Origin of the sequence: Streptomyces sp. NBC_00569 (genome assembly GCF_036345255.1) — a bacterium.
In the GTDB taxonomy this organism is placed as follows: domain Bacteria; phylum Actinomycetota; class Actinomycetes; order Streptomycetales; family Streptomycetaceae; genus Streptomyces.
Genome location: NZ_CP107783.1, coordinates 3,846,689 through 3,865,798, shown reverse-complemented (window position 1 = coordinate 3,865,798; position 19,110 = coordinate 3,846,689). Strand labels below are relative to the sequence as shown.

Below are 19,110 nucleotides of genomic sequence, written 5' to 3'. Positions count from 1 at the left end.
GGCCCTTTAGGCTCTGGGGGAGCGCGGAGTGACATGACTCAGCCGCGGCCAGGACCGGAGAACCTCTCCGGACCAGGTCGCGGCTGAGGCGATCCTTGGTCAATTTTGCAGTTCCGTTATCGGATCCGCTGTCGGGCCCATTATCAGATGAGGCGAGGAGGTCGGTACGAATGGTCCTCGTTCTCGTGCTGTGCGTGGTCGCGGTCGTCGTACTCGTATTGCTGGGGTTGTTCGTCTTCGGCCTCAGGCGCCGGCTGATCCAGCGCTCCGGGGGCACCTTCGACTGCTCCCTGCGGTGGGACGTGCCCGAGGGCGGCGACGCCTCCGGCAAGGGCTGGGGCTACGGAGTGGCCCGCTACAACGGCGACCGGATCGAGTGGTTCCGGGTCTTCTCCTATGCGGTCAGGCCCCGTCGCACCCTGGAGCGTTCGGCGATCGAGGTGACAGGCCGTCGCGCGCCTGAGGGCGAGGAGGAGTTGGCCCTGCTCTCGGACGCGATCGTGCTCGCGTGCTCGCACCGCGGCTCGCGTCTCGAGCTGGCGATGAGCGAGGACGCGCTGACCGGTTTCCTGGCGTGGCTGGAGGCCGCTCCCCCCGGCCAGAGGGTGAACGTGGCGTAGCGGAGCTCTTCGGGGGAGGGCGAACGCGGCCTGAGGTTGCGCATGGAGAAGCCGGGTGAACAGGGGGCGGCCCCGTTCACCCGGCTTCCGTCATGTGCGGCCCGGTGCTGTTACCTCAGGCCGCCGTCGATGGCGGTCACCAGCTCGCCGTTGGTGGTGTCACCGCTGAACTCCCAGAAGAAGGCGCCGCCGAGGTTCTGGCTCTTGGCCCAGGCCATCTTGGAGTTGATCGTCGCGGGGGTGTCGTAGGACCACCAGTCGCTGCCGCAGTACGCGTAGGCCGTGCCGGCGACGGTGCCGTTGGCGGGGCACTTGGTCTTGAGGACCTTGTAGTCCTCGATGCCCTGCTCGTAGGTGCCGGCTGCGGGTCCGGTCGCGGTGCCGCCCGGCTCCTTCTGAGTGACGCCGGTCCAGCCGCGGCCGTAGAAGCCGATGCCGAGCAGGAGCTTGCCCGACGGGACGCCCTGGGCCTTCAACTTGGCGATGGCGTCGGCGGAGTCGAAGCCCTGTTGCGGGATGCCGGGGTACGAGGTGAGCGGGGAGTGCGGGGCCGTCGGACCCTGGGCGTTGAACGCGCCGAAGAAGTCGTAGGTCATGACGTTGTACCAGTCGAAGGACTGGGACGCGCCCGCGTAGTCGTTCTTCTCGATCTTGCCGCCGGTGGACGCGTCGGCCGTGATGGCCGCCGTCACCAGGTTGTTGGAGCCGAACTTGGCGCGCAGCGCGGACGCCAGCTTCTTCAGGGCGTCCTGGCCCGAGGTGTCGCAGGACAGGCCGCAGGCGTTGGGGTACTCCCAGTCGATGTCGATGCCGTCGAAGACGTCGGCCCAGCGCGGGTCCTCGACCAGGTCGTAGCAGGACTGCGCGAACGCGGCGGGGTTCTTCGCGGCCTCCGGGAAGCCGCCGGACCAGGTCCAGCCGCCGAACGACCAGATGATCTTGAGGTTCGGGTGCTTGGCCTTCAGCTGGCGCAGCTGGTTGAAGGCGCCGCGCAGCGGCTGGTCCCAGGTGTCGGCCTGGCCGGAGACGGAGTTGGCTGCGGTGTACGCCATGTCGGTGTCGGCGTAGGAGTCGCCCATGGTGCACTTGCCGCCCTGGACGTTGCCGAAGGCGTAGTTGATGTGGGTGACCTTCGCGGCGGAGCCGGAGGTCTCCAGGTTCTTCGGGAAGTACTGGCGGCCGTAGACGCCCCAGTCGGTGAAGTACCCCATCTTGACCTTGCCGCCGGGGCCCGGGTCGGTGCCGCCGCCGGTCGTGTGCACCCTGACGGAGCCGGAGGCCGGCCCGCTCTGGTCGGCGGTGTCACGGGCCTGGACGGTGTACGAGTAGTCCGTGCCGGCGGTGAGCCCGGTGTCGGAGTACGAAGTCCCCGTCACCGTCGCGACCTTGGTGCCGTCGCGCAGGACGTCGTAGTTCTTGATGCCCTTGTCGTCGGTGGCCGCGGTCCAGGCGAGCTTGACCGAGGTGTCCGTGACGGAGGAGGCGGTGGGGGTGCCGGGCGCGGAGGGGGCCGCGTCGCCGGGGACGTCACCGCCGTCGCAGGAGGCGCCGTTGAGCTTGCAGCCGGAAGGGGCGCCGGGGCCCGAGCCGTTGAACCCGAAGGAGACCGAGGCGCCGGGGGCGAGCGACCCGTTCCAGGAGACGTTCTTGGCGGTCCAGTGGTCGGCGGAGTTGGTGACGGTGGCGTCCCAGGCGGAGGTCACCTTGGTGCCGGCGGGGAAGTCCCACTCGACGGTCCATGAACTGAGGGCCGTGGTACCGGTGTTCTTGACGGTCCACTTGCCTTCGAAGCCGGTGCCCCAGTCCTGGGTCTTGGCGTAGGTCGCGGTGGCGGTGCTCGCGGCGGCGGCCGCGTGGGAGGGGGTGGCGAGGCCGACGAGGGCGGCGGCCGGGAGCAGCAGGGTGGTGAGGCCTGCCACGGCTCTCTGTCTGAGTCTCAAGCGCAAGGGGTGCTCCTCGGGTGGTATCCGGGGGACAGGACGGGGGTAAAACCCTGCGCCGCCCGTGAGCATCGCCGTGCTGGTCATGTGCATGGCTGCGCTCACCGCAGTGCCGTGAGAATAGAAAGGTCTGGACCAGCGGTCAAGGTCTAAACCAATTACAGGAATCGACCCCTCACAGCCCCAACTCCTGTGCCAGGACGGCCGCTTGCACCCTGCTGCGCAGCTCCAGCTTCCCGAGCAACCTGCTGACGTGCGTCTTCACCGTCGCCTCCGCCATCCCCAGACGCACCGCGACCTCCGCGTTCGACAACCCGTCACCGAGGCAGGAAAGCACCTCGCGCTCCCGGCGCGTGAGGGTGTCGAGCCCCTCGGGCGCGGGCCCCGGCTCCGGGCGTACGGGCTTCGCCGCGAACTCGGCGATGAGCTTGCGGGTCACCGCCGGAGCGATCAGCCCTTCACCGCGAGCGACCGTGCGGACCCCCTCGATCAGGTCCTTCGCCTCGGTGTTCTTCAGCAGGAACCCGCCGGCGCCCGCGCGCAGCGCCCCGAAGACATACTCGTCGAGGTCGAACGTCGTCAGGACGAGCACGTCCGCGAGCCCCTCGGAGACCACCTGACGGGTCGCCGAGACGCCGTCGAGGCGCGGCATCTGGATGTCCATGAGGACGAGATCCGGCCGAAGTGCGCGCGCCATCGCCACCGCCTGTTCGCCGTCCGAAGCCTCCCCGACGACCTCGATGTCGGGGGCGCTGCCCAGGATCAGGACCAGCCCCGCCCGTACGGCGGACTGGTCCTCGGCGACGAGCACGCGGATCACTCGGACACTCCTTCGTCAGCCGGGCCGACCGGCAGCTCGGCCCTGACCTGCCAGATCTTGCCGTCGGGCCCGCTCTCGGGACCCGCCTCGAACGTGCCGCGCAGCAGCGCGGTGCGCTCGCGCATCCCGATGAGACCGGCGCCCGAGCCGGGTGCGCGCGGGCCGTCCAGGTCTCCGTACGGGCTGGTCACCCGCACGGTCAGGGCCCCGTCGGTGCGGTGGACGGCCACGCGGACGGTGCCGTGCGACGCGTGCTTGAGCGCGTTCGTGAGGGATTCCTGCACGATGCGGTACGCGGCGAGCCCGATCGGTGCGGGCAGGCCGCCGACGCCGTCGCCGGCGGTGAGCGCGACGTCGAGGCCGTTCGTGCGGGACTGCTCGACGAGGGCTGCGAGGCCGTCCAGTGTGGGCGCGGCGGCGGGCTCGCCCGGGGAGTCGCCGCTGTCGTCCCGCAGGATGCCGATGAGTCGCCGCATCTCGGCGAGGCCCTCCACGCTGTTCTCGCGGATGACGGTGAGCGCCTGCCGCGTGGTCCTCGGATCGTCGAGCGAGATCGCGGCCGTGGAGTGGATGGCGATCGCGGACAAATGGTTGGCGACCATGTCGTGCAGCTCGCGGGCCATCCGCGCCCGCTCGGCGACGACCGCCTGCGTGCGGTCCATCTCCGCGAGCAGCGCGGTCTGTTCGGCGCGCAGCCGCGCGGACTCCGCGGCCTCCCGGTGGTTGCGTACGAGGACGCCGGTGGCCGCGGGCGCGAACGACACGAGCCCGGTCACGACCCCGATCAGGAGCGCCTCCGGCCTGCGGAACCAGGCCAGGAACCCCAGGGTCACCGCGATGGTGATCAGCGCCGTGGTCACCGGGACGCGACGGGCGGCCGCCGGGGTGCCGTACAGGACGGCCGCGTAGACGAGGTCGGTGAACATCAGCGTCGTCGCGAGGCTGCCCGGCGTGAACTGGTCCGTGACCAGGACGAGGGTGCCGAGGACCAGGGCGGTCCGGGGCGCGGTCCTGCGCAGCAGTTCCAGGGCCGCCATCGCGCAGAGCGGCACCAGCAGCCACGCGCCGCCGAGGGCCCGCCAGCCCTGGCTGTTGGTCAGGCCGAGCGCCCACAGCAGGAGACCGCCCAGCAGGCCGACCGCCGCGATACGGACGTCGTCGCGGTGCGGACGGGACAGGGGCAGGGGCATGCCCCCATTGAATACGGCCGGACGGGGCGGCGCCTGCACCTGGCGGGCGGTCCCGCGCGGCCGACGTACATCGAAGGATGCAGTCCCGATTCGTCACCGCCGACGACGACCGGCGGCCGGACCGACGGGACGCTGGAAGGAGACCACCAGCCCGTCCCGAGGAGCCCGCCGTGATCGTCACGCTGATCGTCGCCTGCGAGATCGGCTTCTGGGTGCTGCTCGCCGCGGGACTCGCCCTGCGCTACGTGGCGAAGATGCCGCGCACGAGCGTCGGCGTCCTGCTGTGCGAGCCGCTCCTGGAGGTCGTCCTGTTCGTCGTCACCGCGATGGACCTCAAGAACGGGGCCGAACCGGACTGGAAACACGGCCTCGCCGCCGTCTACATCGGCTTCTCCGTCGGGCTCGGCCACTCCACCGTCACATGGGTGGACGCCCGCGTCGCCCACCGGTTCGCCGGGGGACCGCCCCCGGTGAAGCCGCCGAGGTACGGGGCCGCGCGCGCCGCCCACGAGTGGCGGACGGCCGCGCGCTGGATCCTCGCCTGCGCCGTCGCGCTCGCCCTGCTCCAGGGTGCCGTCTGGTACGTGGGCGCCGACGGGAACACCGGCTCGCTGCGGATGTGGCAGCAGAAGATGCTCTTCGTGATCGGTCTCAACCTCGTGATCGCGCTGAGCTACACGCTGTTCCCGAAGAAGGCGCCCGCCCTGGACCGCTAGCGCTCGCCGCCCGGGACCCAGAGCACGTCCCCGACCTCCTTGTTCGCCGTCCGCGCCAGGATGAACAGGAGGTCGGACAGGCGGTTCAGATACGTCGCGGTCAGCGGGTTCATCGACTCGCCGTGGACCTCCAGCGCCGCCCAGGTGGAGCGCTCGGCCCTGCGGACCACGGTGCACGCCTGGTGCAGCAGCGCCGCACCCGGCGTGCCCCCGGGCAGGATGAAGGACCGGAGCTTCTCCAGCTGCTCGTTGAAGCGGTCGCAGTCCGCCTCCAGCTTGTCGACGTAGAACTGCTCGACGCGCAGCGGAGGGTACTTCGGATCCTCGACCACGGGCGTGGACAGGTCGGCGCCCACGTCGAAGAGGTCGTTCTGGACCCGTACGAGGACCTTCACGACCTCCTCGTCGAGCCCGCCGAGCGCGACCGCCGTGCCGATGACGGCATTGGCCTCGTTGGCGTCGGCGTAGGCGGAGATCCGCAGATCGGTCTTGGCGGTCCGGCTCATGTCGCCGAGGGCGGTCGTGCCCTGGTCGCCGGTCCTGGTGTAGATACGTGTCAGATTGACCATGGGGTCAGCGTAGTTACGCGGCCGCCCTGCGGAAGCCACGTGTGCCGACCGTCACGGCGAGCGCCGCCGGGGGGCGACCAGGACCCCGTACAGCATGTGCGCCGTCGCGCAGTGCCCGACGTACGCGTCGCGCATCGCCTCGACCGCAGAGCGGATCGGCATGAAGTGCGACAGGACGTCGAGCCGGCCGGGCGTGAGGGCCATCGGCAGCATCAGCCCGGACAGGAGCATCGACGGCATCGACACGGCGTTGACGATCGGGCCGAACTCCTGCGGCCTGTCGACCTTCATGGCCACCGTGTACGACATCGAGCCGAGGGCGACGGTCGTCGCCGTGTCGCCCGAGGTCGGCCTGATCGAGGGCTACGACCGCTTCATGAAGGTCATCGAGAGCGCGGCCGGACTGCGCGCCCGGCTCCGGTGCATGCAGCAGGAGTCGCTCACGCTGCGCGAGGCGACACTGCGCGAGGACCGCAGCGAACGACGACGACCCGCTGCCCGCCCTGACGGCCGGACGGATCAACTGGATCCGCACGACGCTGCTCTCCCGTGTCGCCGACGGGATGATCAAGGCCGGGCCGGCCGGGGAGGTGTCCCGCGAAGCACTGGGCCCGCTCGACGAGATGGAGGGTCTTCTGGGCGAGCCGGTGCTCAACTACGCCGTACGCGACGCCTGATGGCCCGTCCGGTGTGATGTCCGTCATTCGAGACGTGACGCGCATTACTTCGCGGCCCCACGACCCCTCACGGACGCTAATGTCCGCCGGAGAGATACGTGAACAGCGGTTAGCGGTCAGTTGCAAGTGGTACGCGGTCAGAGGGTAAGGGGAGTCGCACAGTGGCAGGGAAGCTCGCCGTCATCGGAGCCGGACTCATGGGGTCCGGAATCGCCCAGGTCTCGGCGCAGGCGGGCTGGGACGTCGTCCTGCGCGACGTCACCGACGCCGCCCTGGCCCGTGGCACCGACGGCATCAAGGCCTCGTACGACAGGTTCGTGAGCAAGGGCAAGCTGTCCGCCGAGGACGCGGAGGCCGCGCTCGGGCGCATCACCACGACCACCGACCTGGACGCGGTCGCCGACGCCGACATCGTCGTCGAGGCCGTCTTCGAGAAGCTCGAGGTCAAGCATGAGATCTTCCGGGCACTCGACAAGATCGTCCGCGAGGACGCCGTGCTCGCCTCGAACACCTCCGCCATCCCGATCACGAAGATCGCGGCCGTCACGGAGCGCCCGGAGCGCGTCGTCGGCGCCCACTTCTTCTCGCCGGTCCCGATGATGCAGCTGTGCGAGCTGGTCCGCGGCTACAAGACGAGCGACGAAACGCTCGCCACCACGCGGGAGTTCGCCGAGTCGGTCGGCAAGACCTGCATCGTCGTCAACCGCGACGTCGCCGGCTTCGTGACCACGCGGCTGATCTCGGCCCTCGTCGTCGAGGCCGCCAAGCTGTACGAGTCGGGCGTCGCCACCGCCGAGGACATCGACATCGCCTGCAAGCTGGGCTTCGGCCACGCCATGGGGCCGCTCGCCACCGCCGACCTCACGGGCGTCGACATCCTGCTGCACGCCACCGGCAACATCTACACCGAGTCCCAGGACGAGAAGTTCGCCCCGCCCGAGCTGATGCGCCGGATGGTTGACGCCGGTGACATCGGGCGCAAGAGCGGGCAGGGGTTCTACAAGCACTGATCCCTCGTCACCCCGTGGGTAACCCCACGGGGTGAATTCGGTATCGGTTCGCTTACAGACGGCAACTTCTGCGCCCCCGCGCCAGTCAGTTGCAGTGACATACCCAGATCGCCGTACGACACAGAGACCACTGGAATCACGGCACACAAGCACTCTCGGGGAGCGCATATGTACATCAGGGGCGACCACGCCGAGCTGGTCGTCGGGGGCCGCCTCGACGTCCGCAGCGCGGCGGACGCCCGTACGGTCCTGCACACGGCCCTCGACGACGGCGTCGGCGACCTGGTGCTCGACCTGTCAGAGCTGGACTCGTGGGACGCGACGGGTCTCGGCGTCATCATGGGTGCCCATCGGCGGGCCGGGCGCTGCGGCCGCAGGCTCGTGCTGCGGGGTGTGCCGCCCCAGATGCAGCGCCTCCTGGTGGCGACGCGACTGCACCGGATCCTCGCCATCGAGGGCGGCATCGGGGTCGAGTCACTGCCCAGGGTATGAATCGGGCGTTCCGGTATGCGGCGCCCACAATCCTCACGAGACTGTGACGTCTCGGGCGGCGCGGCACCCCGGCTGGTCAGAGATACTGAGCCAGGTCTAGGGTTCGGTCGCCCGCGGATTGACGGACCCACTCGCCGGCACCGGACCAGAAGCGACAGCGCAGTGTGCACAGGCCGGGAGGGGCATCGGCACACCACGCTTTTGGGGGGCTTTGACCATGGACCCGATGAACCGGGGACCGGAAGACTTCGGGCACGACCCGTACGGCGGGGATCCCTACGACCGCGCGGACCGTGGCCACCACGACGACGAGAGCGACGCCCAGGCGAGCCGCCCGCGCCCGCCCAGGGATCCCCTCACTCCTGACTTCGGCCAGCCCTCACAGGGGCTCGCCCGCACCGTGCAGCTCGTGTCCGGCGACTTCCTGCTCACCGTCAACCCCGTCGACGGCAGCGAGATAGAGCCCTGCCCGCCGGGGGAGCGGCCGGGGCGGCCCGTCAAGTACGCACCGGCGGAACGCGCCGAGATGGCCCGCGCCGCCCGTCCGCCGCTGCCGGCCGGACCCCCGCTGCCCCGACCGCCGCTCCTGGAGCGCCAGGAGGAGCACGAGCGGCTCGTCCGGCTCCTCGCGCGCGGGCGCTCCGTGCGGCTCACCGGACCCTCGGGCTCCGGGCGCACCGCGCTGCTCGACACCGTCGCCGAGGACTGCGCGGACATCGCGCCCGACGGCGTCGTCCGGCTCTCCGGACACCGCCGCTCGTCGAACGACCTGCTGTACGACCTCTTCGCGGCCGTGTACGACGCGCCGCTGCATCGCCCCGACCGCGCCCTGCTCCTCGAACTCGTCCACGACGTCGGTGCCGTCGTCGTCCTCGACGACCTCGAATTCGGAGGCGCCGCGCTCGACGAGCTCCTCGAAGCGACGCCCGAGTGCGCCTTCCTGGTCGCGGCCACACCTGATGTCGCCGCGCCGTCCGCCGACTCGCACCTCGAAGAGGTCTTCCTCGGCGGCCTCGGCCGCGGCGGCGGCCTCGAACTCCTGGAGCGGTCCGTCGGCCGCGTCCTCACGGACGAGGAGGCGAACTGGGCCGGTGACCTCTGGTTCGAGTCGGAGGGGCTCCCGCTGCGCTTCGTGCAGGCCGGCGCGCTCCTGCGCCAGCGCGACCGGCTGCGCGCCGACCCGAACGCCTTCGACGAGTTCGGCTACTTCGGAGGACCCGGCGCCCCGCCCGTGGACGCGCCCTTCGACGCCGAGGACGGCCACGACGTGCCGCTGCCCTCGCTCGCCGACGGCGCCGCGCCCGCGGCCCTGCTCGCGTCCCGGCTCAGCGAATCGGCCCGCGCCACCCTGCGGTTCGCCGTCGCCCTCGGCGGCGAGATACCGCACCAGGCCCACCTGCCCGCGCTCGTGGGCGACACCCACGCCGACGCGGCCCTCGGCGAACTCGTCGGCTGCGCCCTCGTCACCCCGGTAGGCGGCCGGTACCGCCTGGCCAGCGGCGTACAGGAGCAGCTGGCGACCGCGGGATACGCCGACGACACCGGCGGCCAGGCGCACACCGCCGCCCAGCACTACGCGTGGTGGGCCGGACACCCCTCGGTCGGGCCCGAGCGGGTCGCGGCCGAGGCCGACGCCCTGCTCGCCGCGCTGACCGTACTCGTGCCCGTCACGACGCCGGCCGGTCCGGACGCGGAGGGCAGCGTCGCGGTGCTGCTCGCCCGTACGGCCGCGCCCGCGTTCGCCGCCGGGCTCAGCTGGACCATGTGGGAGCGATGCCTGCGGGCCGGCCAGGAGGCCGCGCGGCTCTCCGGTGAAGTGTCCGAAGAGGCCTATTTCCACCACGAGTTGGGCATCCTCGCGCTGCTCGGCGGGCAGCTCGACCGGGCCCGCGCCGAGCTGGAGGCCTCCATCGCCCTGCGCGGCGCGCTGGCCGACAAGCGGGGCACCATCGCGGGCCGCCGAGCCCTCGCCCTGGTCGCGGACCGCTCCGGCGGCGCGCTCCCCGGCGGGCGTACGGCGGCGGGCGAAGAGGTCCCCGCCGCGCGCTACGAGGAATCGGCGTCGCCCCCCGGCGGGGTGCCGGCCGCGTTCGCGCCGCCCGTGCCGCCGCTCCCGGACCCCGTCACGCTGGTTTCCCGGCAGGCCGGGCCGGGCCCCGGAGCCAAGCCCGGCGGCGCCCGTCGTGCCGTCCTCACCGGCACGCGGCGCAACCTCGCGGCCGCGGGCGCCGGAGCCCTCCTCGTGGCGGTCCTCGGCACCGTCGTGACGCTCGGCGCCACGTCGAACAACGACACCCCGTCCGACAGCGTCAACGTGAACCCGTCGGCCTCGCAGGGCGAGGACGGCGGCGGGATCGGCGCCGACGACGCGGACCAGGGCGGCGACGCGGGCTCCACCCGGCAGCCCGCCGACCCGGGCAAGGACGGCATCCCGAACACGTCGGACGATCCGACGCCTACCACCGGGCCGTCGTCCCAGAGCGGCAAGCCGTCGGACAAGCCGAGCGACAAGCCCTCCGGCAAGCCGTCGGACAAGCCGACCACGTCGAAGTCGCCGTCCACCAAGCCGCCCACGTCCAAGCCCCCGACGTCGAAGCCGCCGACGTCCAAGCCCCCGACGAGCTCCCCGCCGCCGTCGTCGCCCGAGCCGCCGTCCACCACGCCGTCGTCCCCGGACACGTCCGATTCGGCCAGTGGTCCGGCGCCGAGCGGCAGCTCCGCGATGAGCAGCCCGGCGTACGGCGCGCCGGGCTCGCCCAGCGGGCCGGGCGCCTCGCCGACGATCTGAGCGCCGTACGCACGCGGCACATGGCTGAGGGCCGGGTTCCTGTGAACCCGGCCCTCAGTCATGCCTGACGGATCAGAACAGGCGGAGCTTGTCGTCCTCGATGCCGCGCAGGGCGTCGTAGTCCAGGACCGTGCAGCCGATGCCGCGGTCCGTGGCCAGGACGCGGGCCTGCGGCTTGATCTCCTGGGCGGCGAAGATGCCGCGCACCGGGGCGAGGTGCGGGTCGCGGTTCAACAGCTCGAGATAGCGCGTGAGTTGCTCGACGCCGTCGATCTCGCCGCGGCGCTTGATCTCGATGGCCACGGTCGCGCCGTCGCCGTCCCGGCACAGGATGTCGACGGGCCCGATCGCCGTCGGGTACTCGCGGCGGATGAGCGTGTAGCCCTCGCCGAGCGTGTCGATCCTGTCGGCGAGGAGCTCCTGGAGGTGTGCTTCCACGCCGTCCTTGATGAGGCCCGGGTCCACGCCCAGTTCGTGCGAGGAGTCGTGGAGGACTTCCTCCATCGTGATGATGAGTTTCTCGCCCGCCTTGTTGATGACGGTCCAGGTGCCGCTGTCGTCGCCCGTGCCCTCCTTCAGGGTGCAGGGCGGGGACATCCAGTTGAGAGGTTTGTAGGCCCTGTCGTCCGCGTGGATCGAGACGCTGCCGTCCGCCTTCACGAGGATCAGGCGGGGAGCCGACGGGAGATGGGCTGTGAGCCTGCCCGCGTAGTCCACGGAGCAGCGGGCGATGACGAGACGCATGGTCGGCAACGCTACTCGACGACCAGTGGTCCACGCGATTCGCCCTGGAACTGCCGGGTTCGTTATTGGCCGGTTGTGGACCGACTGTGCCTGCGATCCCCTGTTGCGGGCCCCTGACGTTGCTTACCGTATAAGCGGGAGGTCGCGACGCCTGTACGCAGCGTGTTCGTGGTCGTACGTCGTCGCGCGCTCCTTACCTGCCCGTCAGCCCCCGCTCCCCGCGGGGGTGCGAGAGGAGAACCCATGTCGCTCGACGTCTCACCGGCACTGTTGGAACAGGCCGAGCGAGGCGAGGTCGACGAAGCTGACTTCGTCGACTGCGTCCGGACCTCCCTGCCTTACGCATGGGAGATGATCAGCTCCCTGGTGGCCCAGCTGAAGGTCGACGGCGGAGACTTCGCCGACAACCAGACGCCTCCGCCGGACGAGCAGGCACGTGGGCAGCTGCTGCGTGCGCTCGCGAGTGACGCGATTCGTGGCGCGCTGCAGCGGCACTTCGGTGTACGGCTGGCCTTCCAGAACTGCCACCGTCTGGCGGTGTTCCCACAGGACCCGTCGGTGGACGGCACGCTGGCCCGCTTCACCTCGGCCCGCAACCAGCTGTTGAACCAGTCCCCTGAACTCAGGGACTGCTGACAGCCGGTTGAAGGCGGAATCGGATGGTCTGCCGCTCCGTACGCGGGAGGTGCACAAGTACGGGGCGGTGGACTACGGGCCGCACGGCGGTGACGCGTCTCAGCGCAGCTGGGGGAGTACCTCGGCGCCCAGCCTGCGCACGTTCTCCTCGGTGGCCGCGAGATCGCCGGAGCCCTCGACGAGCAGCGCGAAGCGCGTGATGCCCGTGCGCTCCGAGGTCGCCGCGAGCCGGTCCGCGCACTGCTCGGGAGTCCCCACCGGGTGCAGCCCGCACAGCAGTTCCGTGTACGCGACCGGGTCCCGCATGGACCGCGTGCGGCCGTCCACCGTCACATGGGCGTCGAGCCCCTGTTTCAGCCAACCGGGCATCGCCTTGAGGAGCGTCTCGCGCGCCTGCGCCCCGCGGTCGCCGATCTGGGCCACTCCGGCCGAGACGTGCGGCGCGGCGTGGATCTCCTCCGGGCCGCGGCCGGCGGCCCGCGCGTGCGTGCGCCACAGGGAGACCATCTCGGCCTTCTCCTCGTCCCCGGCGTGCATGCCGAGCAGCATCGGAAGGCCGCGCTCCGCCGCGAGGCGCACGCTCTTCGGTGAGGTGCAGGCGACCACCACCTCGGGGCCGTCGGGGGAGTTCAGCGCCTCGTCGGGGCGCGGGACCACGGCGACCTCGCGGAAACCGAACCGTTCCCCCTCGGCCTCGACGCGGGGCTCGCGCAGCCAGCGCAGCAGCAGGTCCAGGGACTCCGGGAACCCCTCCTCGTACGCCGCGATGCCCGAGCCGAAGACTTCCAGGTCCACCCAGGGGCCGCCGCGGCCGACGCCGAGCGAGAAGCGGCCGCCGGACGTCACATGCAGCAGCGCCGCCTGCTCGCCGAGGGCGACCGGGTGGGCGGTCGGCAGCACGCTCACCGCCGTGCCGACGCGGATGTGCCGGGTGCGGCCGAGGAGCAACGCGGCGAGCGTCACCGCGGACGGACAGGTGCCGTACGGCACGAAGTGGTGCTCCGCCAGCCAGACCGAGTCGAGCCCGGCCTCCTCGGCCACCTCGGCGGACCGCACCGCCCGGTGCAGGGCCTCCCCCTGTCCCTGGCCGGGGAACTGGGCCGCCAGTACAAAAGTTCCTAAGCGCATCGCACTCCTGCCTTTCTTGGCGCCGACGCGGCACTCCCCCTACCGGCATTAACGGCTGACAAGTGCCAAGGGCACGGCTTGCCATGGAGATTGGCAGATTTTCCGGAGAACTCATGGGTATGACGTCGTGCGGGTACCCGAGAGGCGTCCGCGTACGCTGGACGTGAACCCCAGTCCCTGTGCAGGCACCTGTACAAGTCCTAGAGGAGATCCGGTGTCCCCGCGCCGAAACCAGACGTCGCCCCGTCGCGGCGGCCGACCGTCCAGCAAGGTACCGGACGAGGAGCAGGGCAGCCGTTACGGCGGATTCCAGCGTACGGAGAGCTGGCAGGGCGAGGAGTGGAGCGTGCGCCAGGTCGCGGGCGCGAGCGCGGCCGGCAAGACGTACCGGTGCCCCGGCTGCGACCAGGAGATCCCCTCCGGGGTCGCGCACGTGGTGGCCTGGCCCGAGCACTCGGGCGTCGACGAGCGCCGGCACTGGCACAAGGCCTGCTGGAACGCGAAGGACCGCCGCACCACACGGGTGCAGCGGTCCAGGAACGCGCCTCGCTACTAGGGCCTGTCCGGCGGATCTTGTCGCGGGCGCGGGGTCTGGCACGCCGATCTGCGGCGTTGTCGTCGGTTGCCAACGCTCCGCGTTGTCGCCCTCCTCCGCCTTGCATCTCGACGCACCAGACCCCGCTCACCAGCACAGATCAGCGCAGGCCCCTGAGTGCGACCTGATCCGCCGGACAGACCCTAGGGGCCGACAGCTCCCGGTGCCGACAGCTCTACACGTCGCGCCGCTCGAGCAGCGCGAACGCGCCGACCACGGCCGCGGCCGTGACGCCGACGAGCAGCCACACCTGGGACCCGCCCGTGCTCCCGCCGTCCGCGCCGAAGATCTTGGCGAGGGCGTTGATGGCGTTGTACTCCTGCATCTTCTCGCCGAGCGTCCGCGTGCTGCGCGAGATCATCAGGAAGACCGGCAGGATCGACGGCAGCAGCACGATGCCGAGCATCGCGGTGATCGCGCCCGCCGAATGCCGCAGCATGGAGCCCACGGCGAGACCGAGGACGCCGAGCAGGGACACGTAGAGCCCGCCCTTGAGGACCGTGCCGCCCCAGCTCAGGTCGCCCGCCTCGGGGCCGCTGTGCATCGACGACGTGAGCAGGCCCACCAGCAGGATGGAGCCCGCGGAGACGACGAACGCGACCGCGAAGAACACCAGGATCTTGGCGGCGAACACCCGGTAGCGCTGCGGCGACGCGGTGAACGTCGTACGGATCATGCCGGTGCCGTACTCCGACGACGTCACGAGGACGCCCAGCGTGATCAGGCAGATCTGGCCGAGCAGCAGGCCGATGAAGGCCGGGAACGTGAAGGGCAGGTCCTGGTAGTTGAGGTCCTCGGTCTGCGCGGAGACGAACAGGCCGCCGCCGAGGACCAGGAACAGGAAGATGCCGAGCGTCCAGAGCGTGGAGCGTACGGACTTGATCTTCGTCCACTCCGAGGCGAGCGCGTGCCCCAGGTGCGTGCGCGTGACCGGGATGGGCGAGGTGTACGAAGTGCCGGGCGCGCCCTGCCAGTTGGGCGCACTCTGCTGGGCGTAGGCCTGCGGAGCCGGCTGCGGGGGCGGCGTCGTCATCGGGGGTCCTCGGGCTTGTTCAGGTCGGCGGGGGCAGGGGCTGCGGGTGCCGCGGGCGCGGCCGGCGGCTGCTGCGGCGCGGCGTACGGGTTCGGCCCGCCGGGTGCGGCCTGCGGCGGGGCGAACGGCTGACCGCCCTGCTGGGGCGGCGGCGGCGCGTACCAGTCCGGCTGGCCCTGGCCGGGCGCGGGGAACTGCTGCTGCGGCATCGCGCCCGGCGGCAGCTGCTGCTGAAGACCGGCACGCTGGTCGACGGTCGAGCGGTAGTCGACGGCGCCCTGCGTCATCCGCATGTACGCCTCCTCCAGCGAGGCCTGGTGCGGCGAGAGCTCCCACAGCCGTACGTCGGCGCCGTGCGCCAGGTCGCTGATGCGGGGGAGCGGCAGGCCCATGACGCGCAGCGCGCCGTCCTGCTCGGGCAGCACCTGGCCGCCCGCCTCGGTCAGCGCGGCCGTCAGCTTCTCGCGCTGCTGCGGCTCCGCCTCCGGCGTGCGCACCCGCGCGAAGTCGGCCGAGTTGTGCGAGATGAAGTCCCGCACGCTCATGTCGGCGAGGAGCTGCCCGCGGCCGATGACGATCAGGTGCTCGGCGGTCAGCGCCATCTCGCTCATCAGGTGCGAGGAGACGAAGACGGTGCGGCCCTCGGCGGCGAGCGACTTCATCAGGTTCCTGACCCAGAGGATGCCCTCCGGGTCGAGGCCGTTGACCGGCTCGTCGAAGAGGAGCACCTGCGGGTCGCCCAGCAGTGCGGCCGCGATGCCGAGGCGCTGGCCCATGCCGAGCGAGAAGCCCTTGGAGCGCTTCTTCGCCACGTCCTGGAGGCCGACGACGCCGAGCACCTCGTCCACGCGGCGGGCCGGGATGCCGGACAGCTGCGCGAGGCAGAGCAGGTGGTTACGGGCGTGCCGGCCGCCGTGCACCGCCTTGGCGTCGAGCAGGGCGCCGACCTGCCGCGGGGCGTTGGGGAGCTTGCGGTACGGGTAGCCGCCGATGGTCACCTGGCCGGTCGTCGGCTGGTCGAGACCCAGGATCATGCGCATGGTCGTCGACTTGCCGGACCCGTTCGGACCCAGGAAGCCGGTCACCGTACCCGGCCGGACCTGGAAGGAAAGGTTGTACACGGCTGTCTTGGCGCCGTAGCGCTTCGTCAGGCCGACTGCCTCGATCATTCTCCGCACCCATCGAAAGGTTCAGGACATCGGGGCACACGCCCCCGTAAGGGTTAGGAGGATATCGGGGCGCTGACGGTTCCGGCCAAGACGAGGCAAAGCCCCTGGAGCTGCCCGGAGCCCCCTATGCGTCCCGCTTCTTGAGGATCAGATATCCGAAGAAAAGGGCCAGGATCACCCAGATCACCATGATGCCCAGGCCGCCCCACGGACCGTACGGAGTGTCGTCGCCGATCGGCGTCACCACCTGCATGATCTTGCTGCCGGCCTGGTCGGGCAGGAATCGGCCGATCTTCTTCGTCGCCGAGACGTTGCCCAGGATGTTCGAGATCAGGAAGAAGAACGGCATCAGGATGCCGAGCGACAGCATCGGGCTGCGCAGCATCGACGCGACGCCCATCGAGAACATGGCGATGAGCGTCATGTAGAGGCCGCCGCCGATCACCGCGCGCAGGACGCCCGGGTCACCGATCTGCGCCCGGTGCACGCCGAGGATGGCCTGCCCGAGGAAGAACGCGATGAAGCTCGTGGCGAGGCCCACGACGAACGCCAGGACGGTCGCCACGGCGACCTTGCTGAACAGGAACGTGCCGCGCTGGGGGACCGCGGCGAGCGAGGTGCGGATCATCCCGGTGCTGTACTCGTTCGAGACGACGAGGACACCGAAGACGATCATCGCGAGCTGACCGAGACTCATCCCGGCGAAGCTGATGAACGTGGGGTCGAAGGACAGCCGGTCCCTCGCGTTCATCTTGTTGAACTCGTTCCTGGACAGGATCGAGATCAGCACGCCGAGAGCGATCGTCAGGACCGCCGCGAGGCCGAGCGTCCACACCGTCGAAGCGACGGACCTGATCTTGGTCCACTCGGACCGGAGAACCTGGGTCGTGGCCATCGGTCAGGCTCCCTTGTTCTTCGTACGGTCCCAGCTCTCGCCCCAGCCCTGCTGCTGCGGCGGTGGCGGCAGCCCGACCGGCGGCGGCACCCCGGGCTCGTCGGTGTGCGCGTGGTACTCCACCGACTCCGCGGTGAGCCGCATGAAGGCCTCCTCCAGCGAGGCCTGCTGAGGGCTCAGCTCGTGCAGGGCGAGATGGTGGGCGGCCGCCAGGTCACCGAGCTGTTCGGGGCTGCCACCGTCCACCTCGAGCGTGCCGTTGCCCGCCTCGACGACTGTGACACCGGCCTCGTGCAGCACATCGAGGAGCCGCTCCTGCTGCGGCGAGCGCAGACGCACGTACGAGCGGGAGTTCTGCTGGATGAAGTCGGTCATCGAGGTGTCGGCGAGGAGACGGCCCTGGCCGATGACGACGAGGTGGTCCGCGGTCAGCGCCATCTCGCTCATCAGGTGCGAGGAGACGAAGACGGTACGGCCCTGCCCCGCGAGGGACTTCATCAGATTGCGGATCCAGTGGATGCCCTCGGGGTCGAGCCCGTTGACCGGCTCGTCGAACATCAGGATCCGCGGGTCGCCGAGGAGCGCGCCCGCGATGCCGAGGCGCTGGCCCATGCCCAGCGAGAAACCCTTCGCCTTCTTCCTGGCGACGGATGTCAGACCCACCGTGTCGAGGACCTCGACGACGCGGGTGCGCGGGATGCCGTTGCTCTGCGCCAGGCACAGCAGGTGGTTGTAGGCGCTGCGGCCGCCGTGCATGGCCTTCGCGTCGAGGAGCGCGCCGATGTACCGCAGCGGGTCCCTCAGCTGCGCGTAGTGCTTCCCGTCGATGCGCACATCGCCGGCTGACGGGTTGTCGAGCCCGAGCATCATCCGCATCGTCGTGGACTTGCCGGCGCCGTTGGGGCCGAGGAACCCCGTGACGATGCCCGGCCTGACGGTGAAGGTGAGGTCGTGGACGGCCAGCTTCTCGCCGTAGTGCTTGGTCAGCCCCTCGAGCTCGATCATGCGGCAACGCTAGAACGGGACAAAGCCCCCTGCCACTGGAGCGGCAAGGGGCTTCGGCTTCCGACTGCGGTTGTTCAGCGGGTCTGCTGGGCGGGAACCCCACGCGAGATCGGCTCGTCCTCCGCGGGCGCACCCGCGGCGGCGACGGCCGCACCGGTGAGCGTCGCCAGCATCTCGCGCACGTTGGTGAGCTGCGCGTTGATGGAGTCGCGGCGGTTCGTCAGGGCGGCGAGCTCGCGCTCCGATTCCGAGCGGATCCGGTCGGCCTTGGCGTTCGCGTCGGCGACGATGTCCTCGGCCTGACGCTGCGCGGTCTCCACCGTCTGGCGGGCGCGGCGCTCGGCGTCGGTACGCAGCTTCTCGGCCTCCAGGCGGAGCTGCTCCGCGCGGTGCTCGATCTCCGCGAGACGCTTCTCGGCCTTCGCCTGACGCGAGGCCAGGTCGCGCTCGGACTGCTCGCGGCGCTTCGCCAGGTTCGTCTCGAAGTCCGCGGCGGCCTGGGCGGCCTTGGCGCGGGTCTCCTCGAAGAGGGCGTCCGCCTCCTCACGCTTCGACTGAGCGTCCTTCTGGGCCTCGGCGCGCAGCGTGCCCGCTTCGCTCTTGGCCTTCTCGACGATCCGGACGCCCTCGTCCTCGGCCTTGGACTTGCGCTCCGCAGCGAACGATTCTGCGTCGTTGCGCACCTGCTGGGCCGCCGACTCGGCGAGCTCGCGGTGCTGCTCGGCGGCGCGCCGGGCCTCCTCGCGCAGGTCCTTCGCCTCCTCCTCGGCGAGGCGGAGGATCTTCTCGACGCGCGCGCCGAGACCGGCGTACGACGGCTCGGCGTCGTTCACCTGCGCCTGGGCGTTCTGCGTCTCGAGGTGGAGCTCCTCGATGCGCTTTTCCAGAGCAGTGATACGAGCGAGAGCGCTGTCACGGTCGGAGACGAGCTTGGAAATGCGTTCGTCCACCTGAGCGCGGTCGTACCCACGCCGCACAAGCTCGAAGCCGTAGGGGGAAGTGTCGCTCATGGGGTTCCTGTCGAATGAGACCGGTGAGGTGATAGGGGGAATCCTAGGGGTCAAAGCGGCGTGTCATCGAGCA

At 70.8% G+C, this 19,110-nt stretch carries 18 protein-coding genes and 1 pseudogene; 7 read left to right on the top strand and 12 right to left on the bottom strand.

Annotation, left to right across the window (positions count from 1 at the left end):
- The first annotated feature begins 170 nt into the window (after nucleotides 1–170).
- Entirely contained in the window at nucleotides 171–620 is a 450-nt protein-coding gene (locus OHO83_RS17165; RefSeq protein WP_329434025.1) for a DUF2550 domain-containing protein, read from the top strand.
- A 110-nt stretch (nucleotides 621–730) separates the two neighbouring features.
- On the opposite strand, the gene OHO83_RS17160 is transcribed toward OHO83_RS17165, so the two are convergent.
- From OHO83_RS17160 to OHO83_RS17150, 3 genes are all read right to left on the bottom strand, one after another.
- Nucleotides 731–2,560 carry a glycoside hydrolase family 18 chitinase gene (locus OHO83_RS17160; RefSeq protein ID WP_329434024.1) on the bottom strand — a complete coding sequence of 610 codons (1,830 nt, stop codon included), beginning with the start codon at nucleotides 2,558–2,560 and terminating at the stop codon, nucleotides 731–733.
- Between the two features lie 175 nt (nucleotides 2,561–2,735).
- Nucleotides 2,736–3,380, bottom strand: coding sequence for a response regulator (locus OHO83_RS17155; RefSeq protein WP_266674208.1), 645 nt, complete (start codon nucleotides 3,378–3,380; stop codon nucleotides 2,736–2,738).
- The gene (locus OHO83_RS17150; protein WP_266674210.1) at nucleotides 3,377–4,570 is read right to left on the bottom strand and encodes a sensor histidine kinase; all 1,194 of its coding nucleotides are present in this window, start codon (nucleotides 4,568–4,570) and stop codon (nucleotides 3,377–3,379) included. The genes OHO83_RS17155 and OHO83_RS17150 overlap by 4 nt, the downstream gene beginning before the upstream one ends.
- 170 nt (nucleotides 4,571–4,740) lie before the next feature.
- Here OHO83_RS17150 and OHO83_RS17145 point away from each other — a divergent pair, with 170 nt between their 5' ends.
- Nucleotides 4,741–5,286 carry a hypothetical protein gene (locus tag OHO83_RS17145; protein ID WP_266674212.1) on the top strand — a complete coding sequence of 182 codons (546 nt, stop codon included), beginning with the start codon at nucleotides 4,741–4,743 and terminating at the stop codon, nucleotides 5,284–5,286.
- Here the strand turns inward: OHO83_RS17145 and OHO83_RS17140 are convergent.
- Both OHO83_RS17140 and OHO83_RS17135 read right to left on the bottom strand, forming a co-directional pair.
- Nucleotides 5,283–5,855, bottom strand: a complete 573-nt coding sequence (locus OHO83_RS17140; RefSeq protein ID WP_266674214.1) for a cob(I)yrinic acid a,c-diamide adenosyltransferase — start codon at nucleotides 5,853–5,855, stop codon at nucleotides 5,283–5,285. The genes OHO83_RS17145 and OHO83_RS17140 overlap by 4 nt on opposite strands.
- Before the next feature lie 13 nt (nucleotides 5,856–5,868).
- A pseudogene (locus OHO83_RS17135) lies at nucleotides 5,869–6,182 on the bottom strand (ABC transporter permease); the annotation flags it as partial.
- A 511-nt stretch (nucleotides 6,183–6,693) separates the two neighbouring features.
- Between OHO83_RS17135 and OHO83_RS17130 the strand changes: the two are divergent.
- The 3 genes from OHO83_RS17130 (at nucleotide 6,694) to OHO83_RS17120 (ending at nucleotide 10,822) form a co-directional block, all read left to right on the top strand.
- Entirely contained in the window at nucleotides 6,694–7,542 is an 849-nt protein-coding gene (locus tag OHO83_RS17130) for a 3-hydroxyacyl-CoA dehydrogenase family protein (RefSeq protein ID WP_266674216.1), read from the top strand.
- 168 nt (nucleotides 7,543–7,710) lie between these two features.
- Nucleotides 7,711–8,034 (top strand): STAS domain-containing protein, encoded by a 324-nt coding sequence (locus OHO83_RS17125; RefSeq protein ID WP_116509841.1) that lies wholly within the window; start codon nucleotides 7,711–7,713, stop codon nucleotides 8,032–8,034.
- A gap of 217 nt (nucleotides 8,035–8,251) precedes the next feature.
- A complete protein-coding gene (locus OHO83_RS17120; protein ID WP_266674218.1) occupies nucleotides 8,252–10,822 on the top strand; it encodes an ATP-binding protein in 2,571 nt (856 codons plus the stop codon).
- Nucleotides 10,823–10,894: 72 nt separating this feature from the next.
- Here the strand turns inward: OHO83_RS17120 and nucS are convergent, their stop codons facing one another.
- Nucleotides 10,895–11,566 (bottom strand): endonuclease NucS, encoded by a 672-nt coding sequence (gene nucS, locus OHO83_RS17115; protein WP_189492137.1) that lies wholly within the window; start codon nucleotides 11,564–11,566, stop codon nucleotides 10,895–10,897.
- 243 nt (nucleotides 11,567–11,809) lie between these two features.
- Between nucS and OHO83_RS17110 the strand changes: the two genes are divergently transcribed.
- Nucleotides 11,810–12,202 carry an SCO5389 family protein gene (locus OHO83_RS17110; RefSeq protein WP_116509837.1) on the top strand — a complete coding sequence of 131 codons (393 nt, stop codon included), beginning with the start codon at nucleotides 11,810–11,812 and terminating at the stop codon, nucleotides 12,200–12,202.
- A 99-nt stretch (nucleotides 12,203–12,301) separates the two neighbouring features.
- Here the strand turns inward: OHO83_RS17110 and OHO83_RS17105 are convergent, their stop codons facing one another.
- Nucleotides 12,302–13,330 carry an LLM class flavin-dependent oxidoreductase gene (locus OHO83_RS17105; protein WP_266674222.1) on the bottom strand — a complete coding sequence of 343 codons (1,029 nt, stop codon included), beginning with the start codon at nucleotides 13,328–13,330 and terminating at the stop codon, nucleotides 12,302–12,304.
- A gap of 214 nt (nucleotides 13,331–13,544) precedes the next feature.
- On the opposite strand from OHO83_RS17105, the gene OHO83_RS17100 reads away from it, so the two are divergent.
- Nucleotides 13,545–13,886, top strand: coding sequence for an ATP/GTP-binding protein (locus OHO83_RS17100; protein ID WP_266674224.1), 342 nt, complete (start codon nucleotides 13,545–13,547; stop codon nucleotides 13,884–13,886).
- A 214-nt stretch (nucleotides 13,887–14,100) separates the two neighbouring features.
- Here the strand turns inward: OHO83_RS17100 and OHO83_RS17095 are convergent, their stop codons facing one another.
- The 5 genes from OHO83_RS17095 to OHO83_RS17075 all read right to left on the bottom strand — a co-directional run bounded on the left by OHO83_RS17095 (nucleotide 14,101) and on the right by OHO83_RS17075 (nucleotide 19,037).
- Nucleotides 14,101–14,958 carry an ABC transporter permease gene (locus tag OHO83_RS17095; RefSeq protein WP_266674226.1) on the bottom strand — a complete coding sequence of 286 codons (858 nt, stop codon included), beginning with the start codon at nucleotides 14,956–14,958 and terminating at the stop codon, nucleotides 14,101–14,103.
- Nucleotides 14,955–16,127: an ABC transporter ATP-binding protein gene (locus tag OHO83_RS17090; RefSeq protein ID WP_266674228.1), complete on the bottom strand. Its 1,173-nt coding sequence runs from the start codon at nucleotides 16,125–16,127 to the stop codon at nucleotides 14,955–14,957. Before OHO83_RS17090 ends, OHO83_RS17095 begins: the two co-directional genes overlap by 4 nt.
- 124 nt (nucleotides 16,128–16,251) lie before the next feature.
- Nucleotides 16,252–17,022, bottom strand: coding sequence for an ABC transporter permease (locus tag OHO83_RS17085; protein WP_266674229.1), 771 nt, complete (start codon nucleotides 17,020–17,022; stop codon nucleotides 16,252–16,254).
- A gap of 3 nt (nucleotides 17,023–17,025) precedes the next feature.
- Nucleotides 17,026–18,027, bottom strand: coding sequence for an ABC transporter ATP-binding protein (locus tag OHO83_RS17080; RefSeq protein WP_266674230.1), 1,002 nt, complete (start codon nucleotides 18,025–18,027; stop codon nucleotides 17,026–17,028).
- Nucleotides 18,028–18,101: 74 nt separating this feature from the next.
- Nucleotides 18,102–19,037: a cellulose-binding protein gene (locus OHO83_RS17075; protein ID WP_100595833.1), complete on the bottom strand. Its 936-nt coding sequence runs from the start codon at nucleotides 19,035–19,037 to the stop codon at nucleotides 18,102–18,104.
- Nucleotides 19,038–19,110 lie beyond the last annotated feature (73 nt).

What these genes read in the sequence shown, in the direction of transcription:
- OHO83_RS17165 (WP_329434025.1), top strand. Translation starts at nt 171, where the DNA reads ATGGTCCTCGTTCTCGTGCTGTGCGTGGTCGCGGTCGTCGTACTCGTA.
- OHO83_RS17150 (WP_266674210.1), bottom strand. Translation starts at nt 4,570, where the DNA reads ATGCCCCTGCCCCTGTCCCGTCCGCACCGCGACGACGTCCGTATCGCG.
- OHO83_RS17140 (WP_266674214.1), bottom strand. Translation starts at nt 5,855, where the DNA reads ATGGTCAATCTGACACGTATCTACACCAGGACCGGCGACCAGGGCACG.
- OHO83_RS17125 (WP_116509841.1), top strand. Translation starts at nt 7,711, where the DNA reads ATGTACATCAGGGGCGACCACGCCGAGCTGGTCGTCGGGGGCCGCCTC.
- OHO83_RS17120 (WP_266674218.1), top strand. Translation starts at nt 8,252, where the DNA reads ATGGACCCGATGAACCGGGGACCGGAAGACTTCGGGCACGACCCGTAC.
- nucS (WP_189492137.1), bottom strand. Translation starts at nt 11,566, where the DNA reads ATGCGTCTCGTCATCGCCCGCTGCTCCGTGGACTACGCGGGCAGGCTC.
- OHO83_RS17110 (WP_116509837.1), top strand. Translation starts at nt 11,810, where the DNA reads ATGTCGCTCGACGTCTCACCGGCACTGTTGGAACAGGCCGAGCGAGGC.
- OHO83_RS17105 (WP_266674222.1), bottom strand. Translation starts at nt 13,330, where the DNA reads ATGCGCTTAGGAACTTTTGTACTGGCGGCCCAGTTCCCCGGCCAGGGA.
- OHO83_RS17095 (WP_266674226.1), bottom strand. Translation starts at nt 14,958, where the DNA reads ATGACGACGCCGCCCCCGCAGCCGGCTCCGCAGGCCTACGCCCAGCAG.
- OHO83_RS17090 (WP_266674228.1), bottom strand. Translation starts at nt 16,127, where the DNA reads ATGATCGAGGCAGTCGGCCTGACGAAGCGCTACGGCGCCAAGACAGCC.
- OHO83_RS17085 (WP_266674229.1), bottom strand. Translation starts at nt 17,022, where the DNA reads ATGGCCACGACCCAGGTTCTCCGGTCCGAGTGGACCAAGATCAGGTCC.
- OHO83_RS17080 (WP_266674230.1), bottom strand. Translation starts at nt 18,027, where the DNA reads ATGATCGAGCTCGAGGGGCTGACCAAGCACTACGGCGAGAAGCTGGCC.
- OHO83_RS17075 (WP_100595833.1), bottom strand. Translation starts at nt 19,037, where the DNA reads ATGAGCGACACTTCCCCCTACGGCTTCGAGCTTGTGCGGCGTGGGTAC.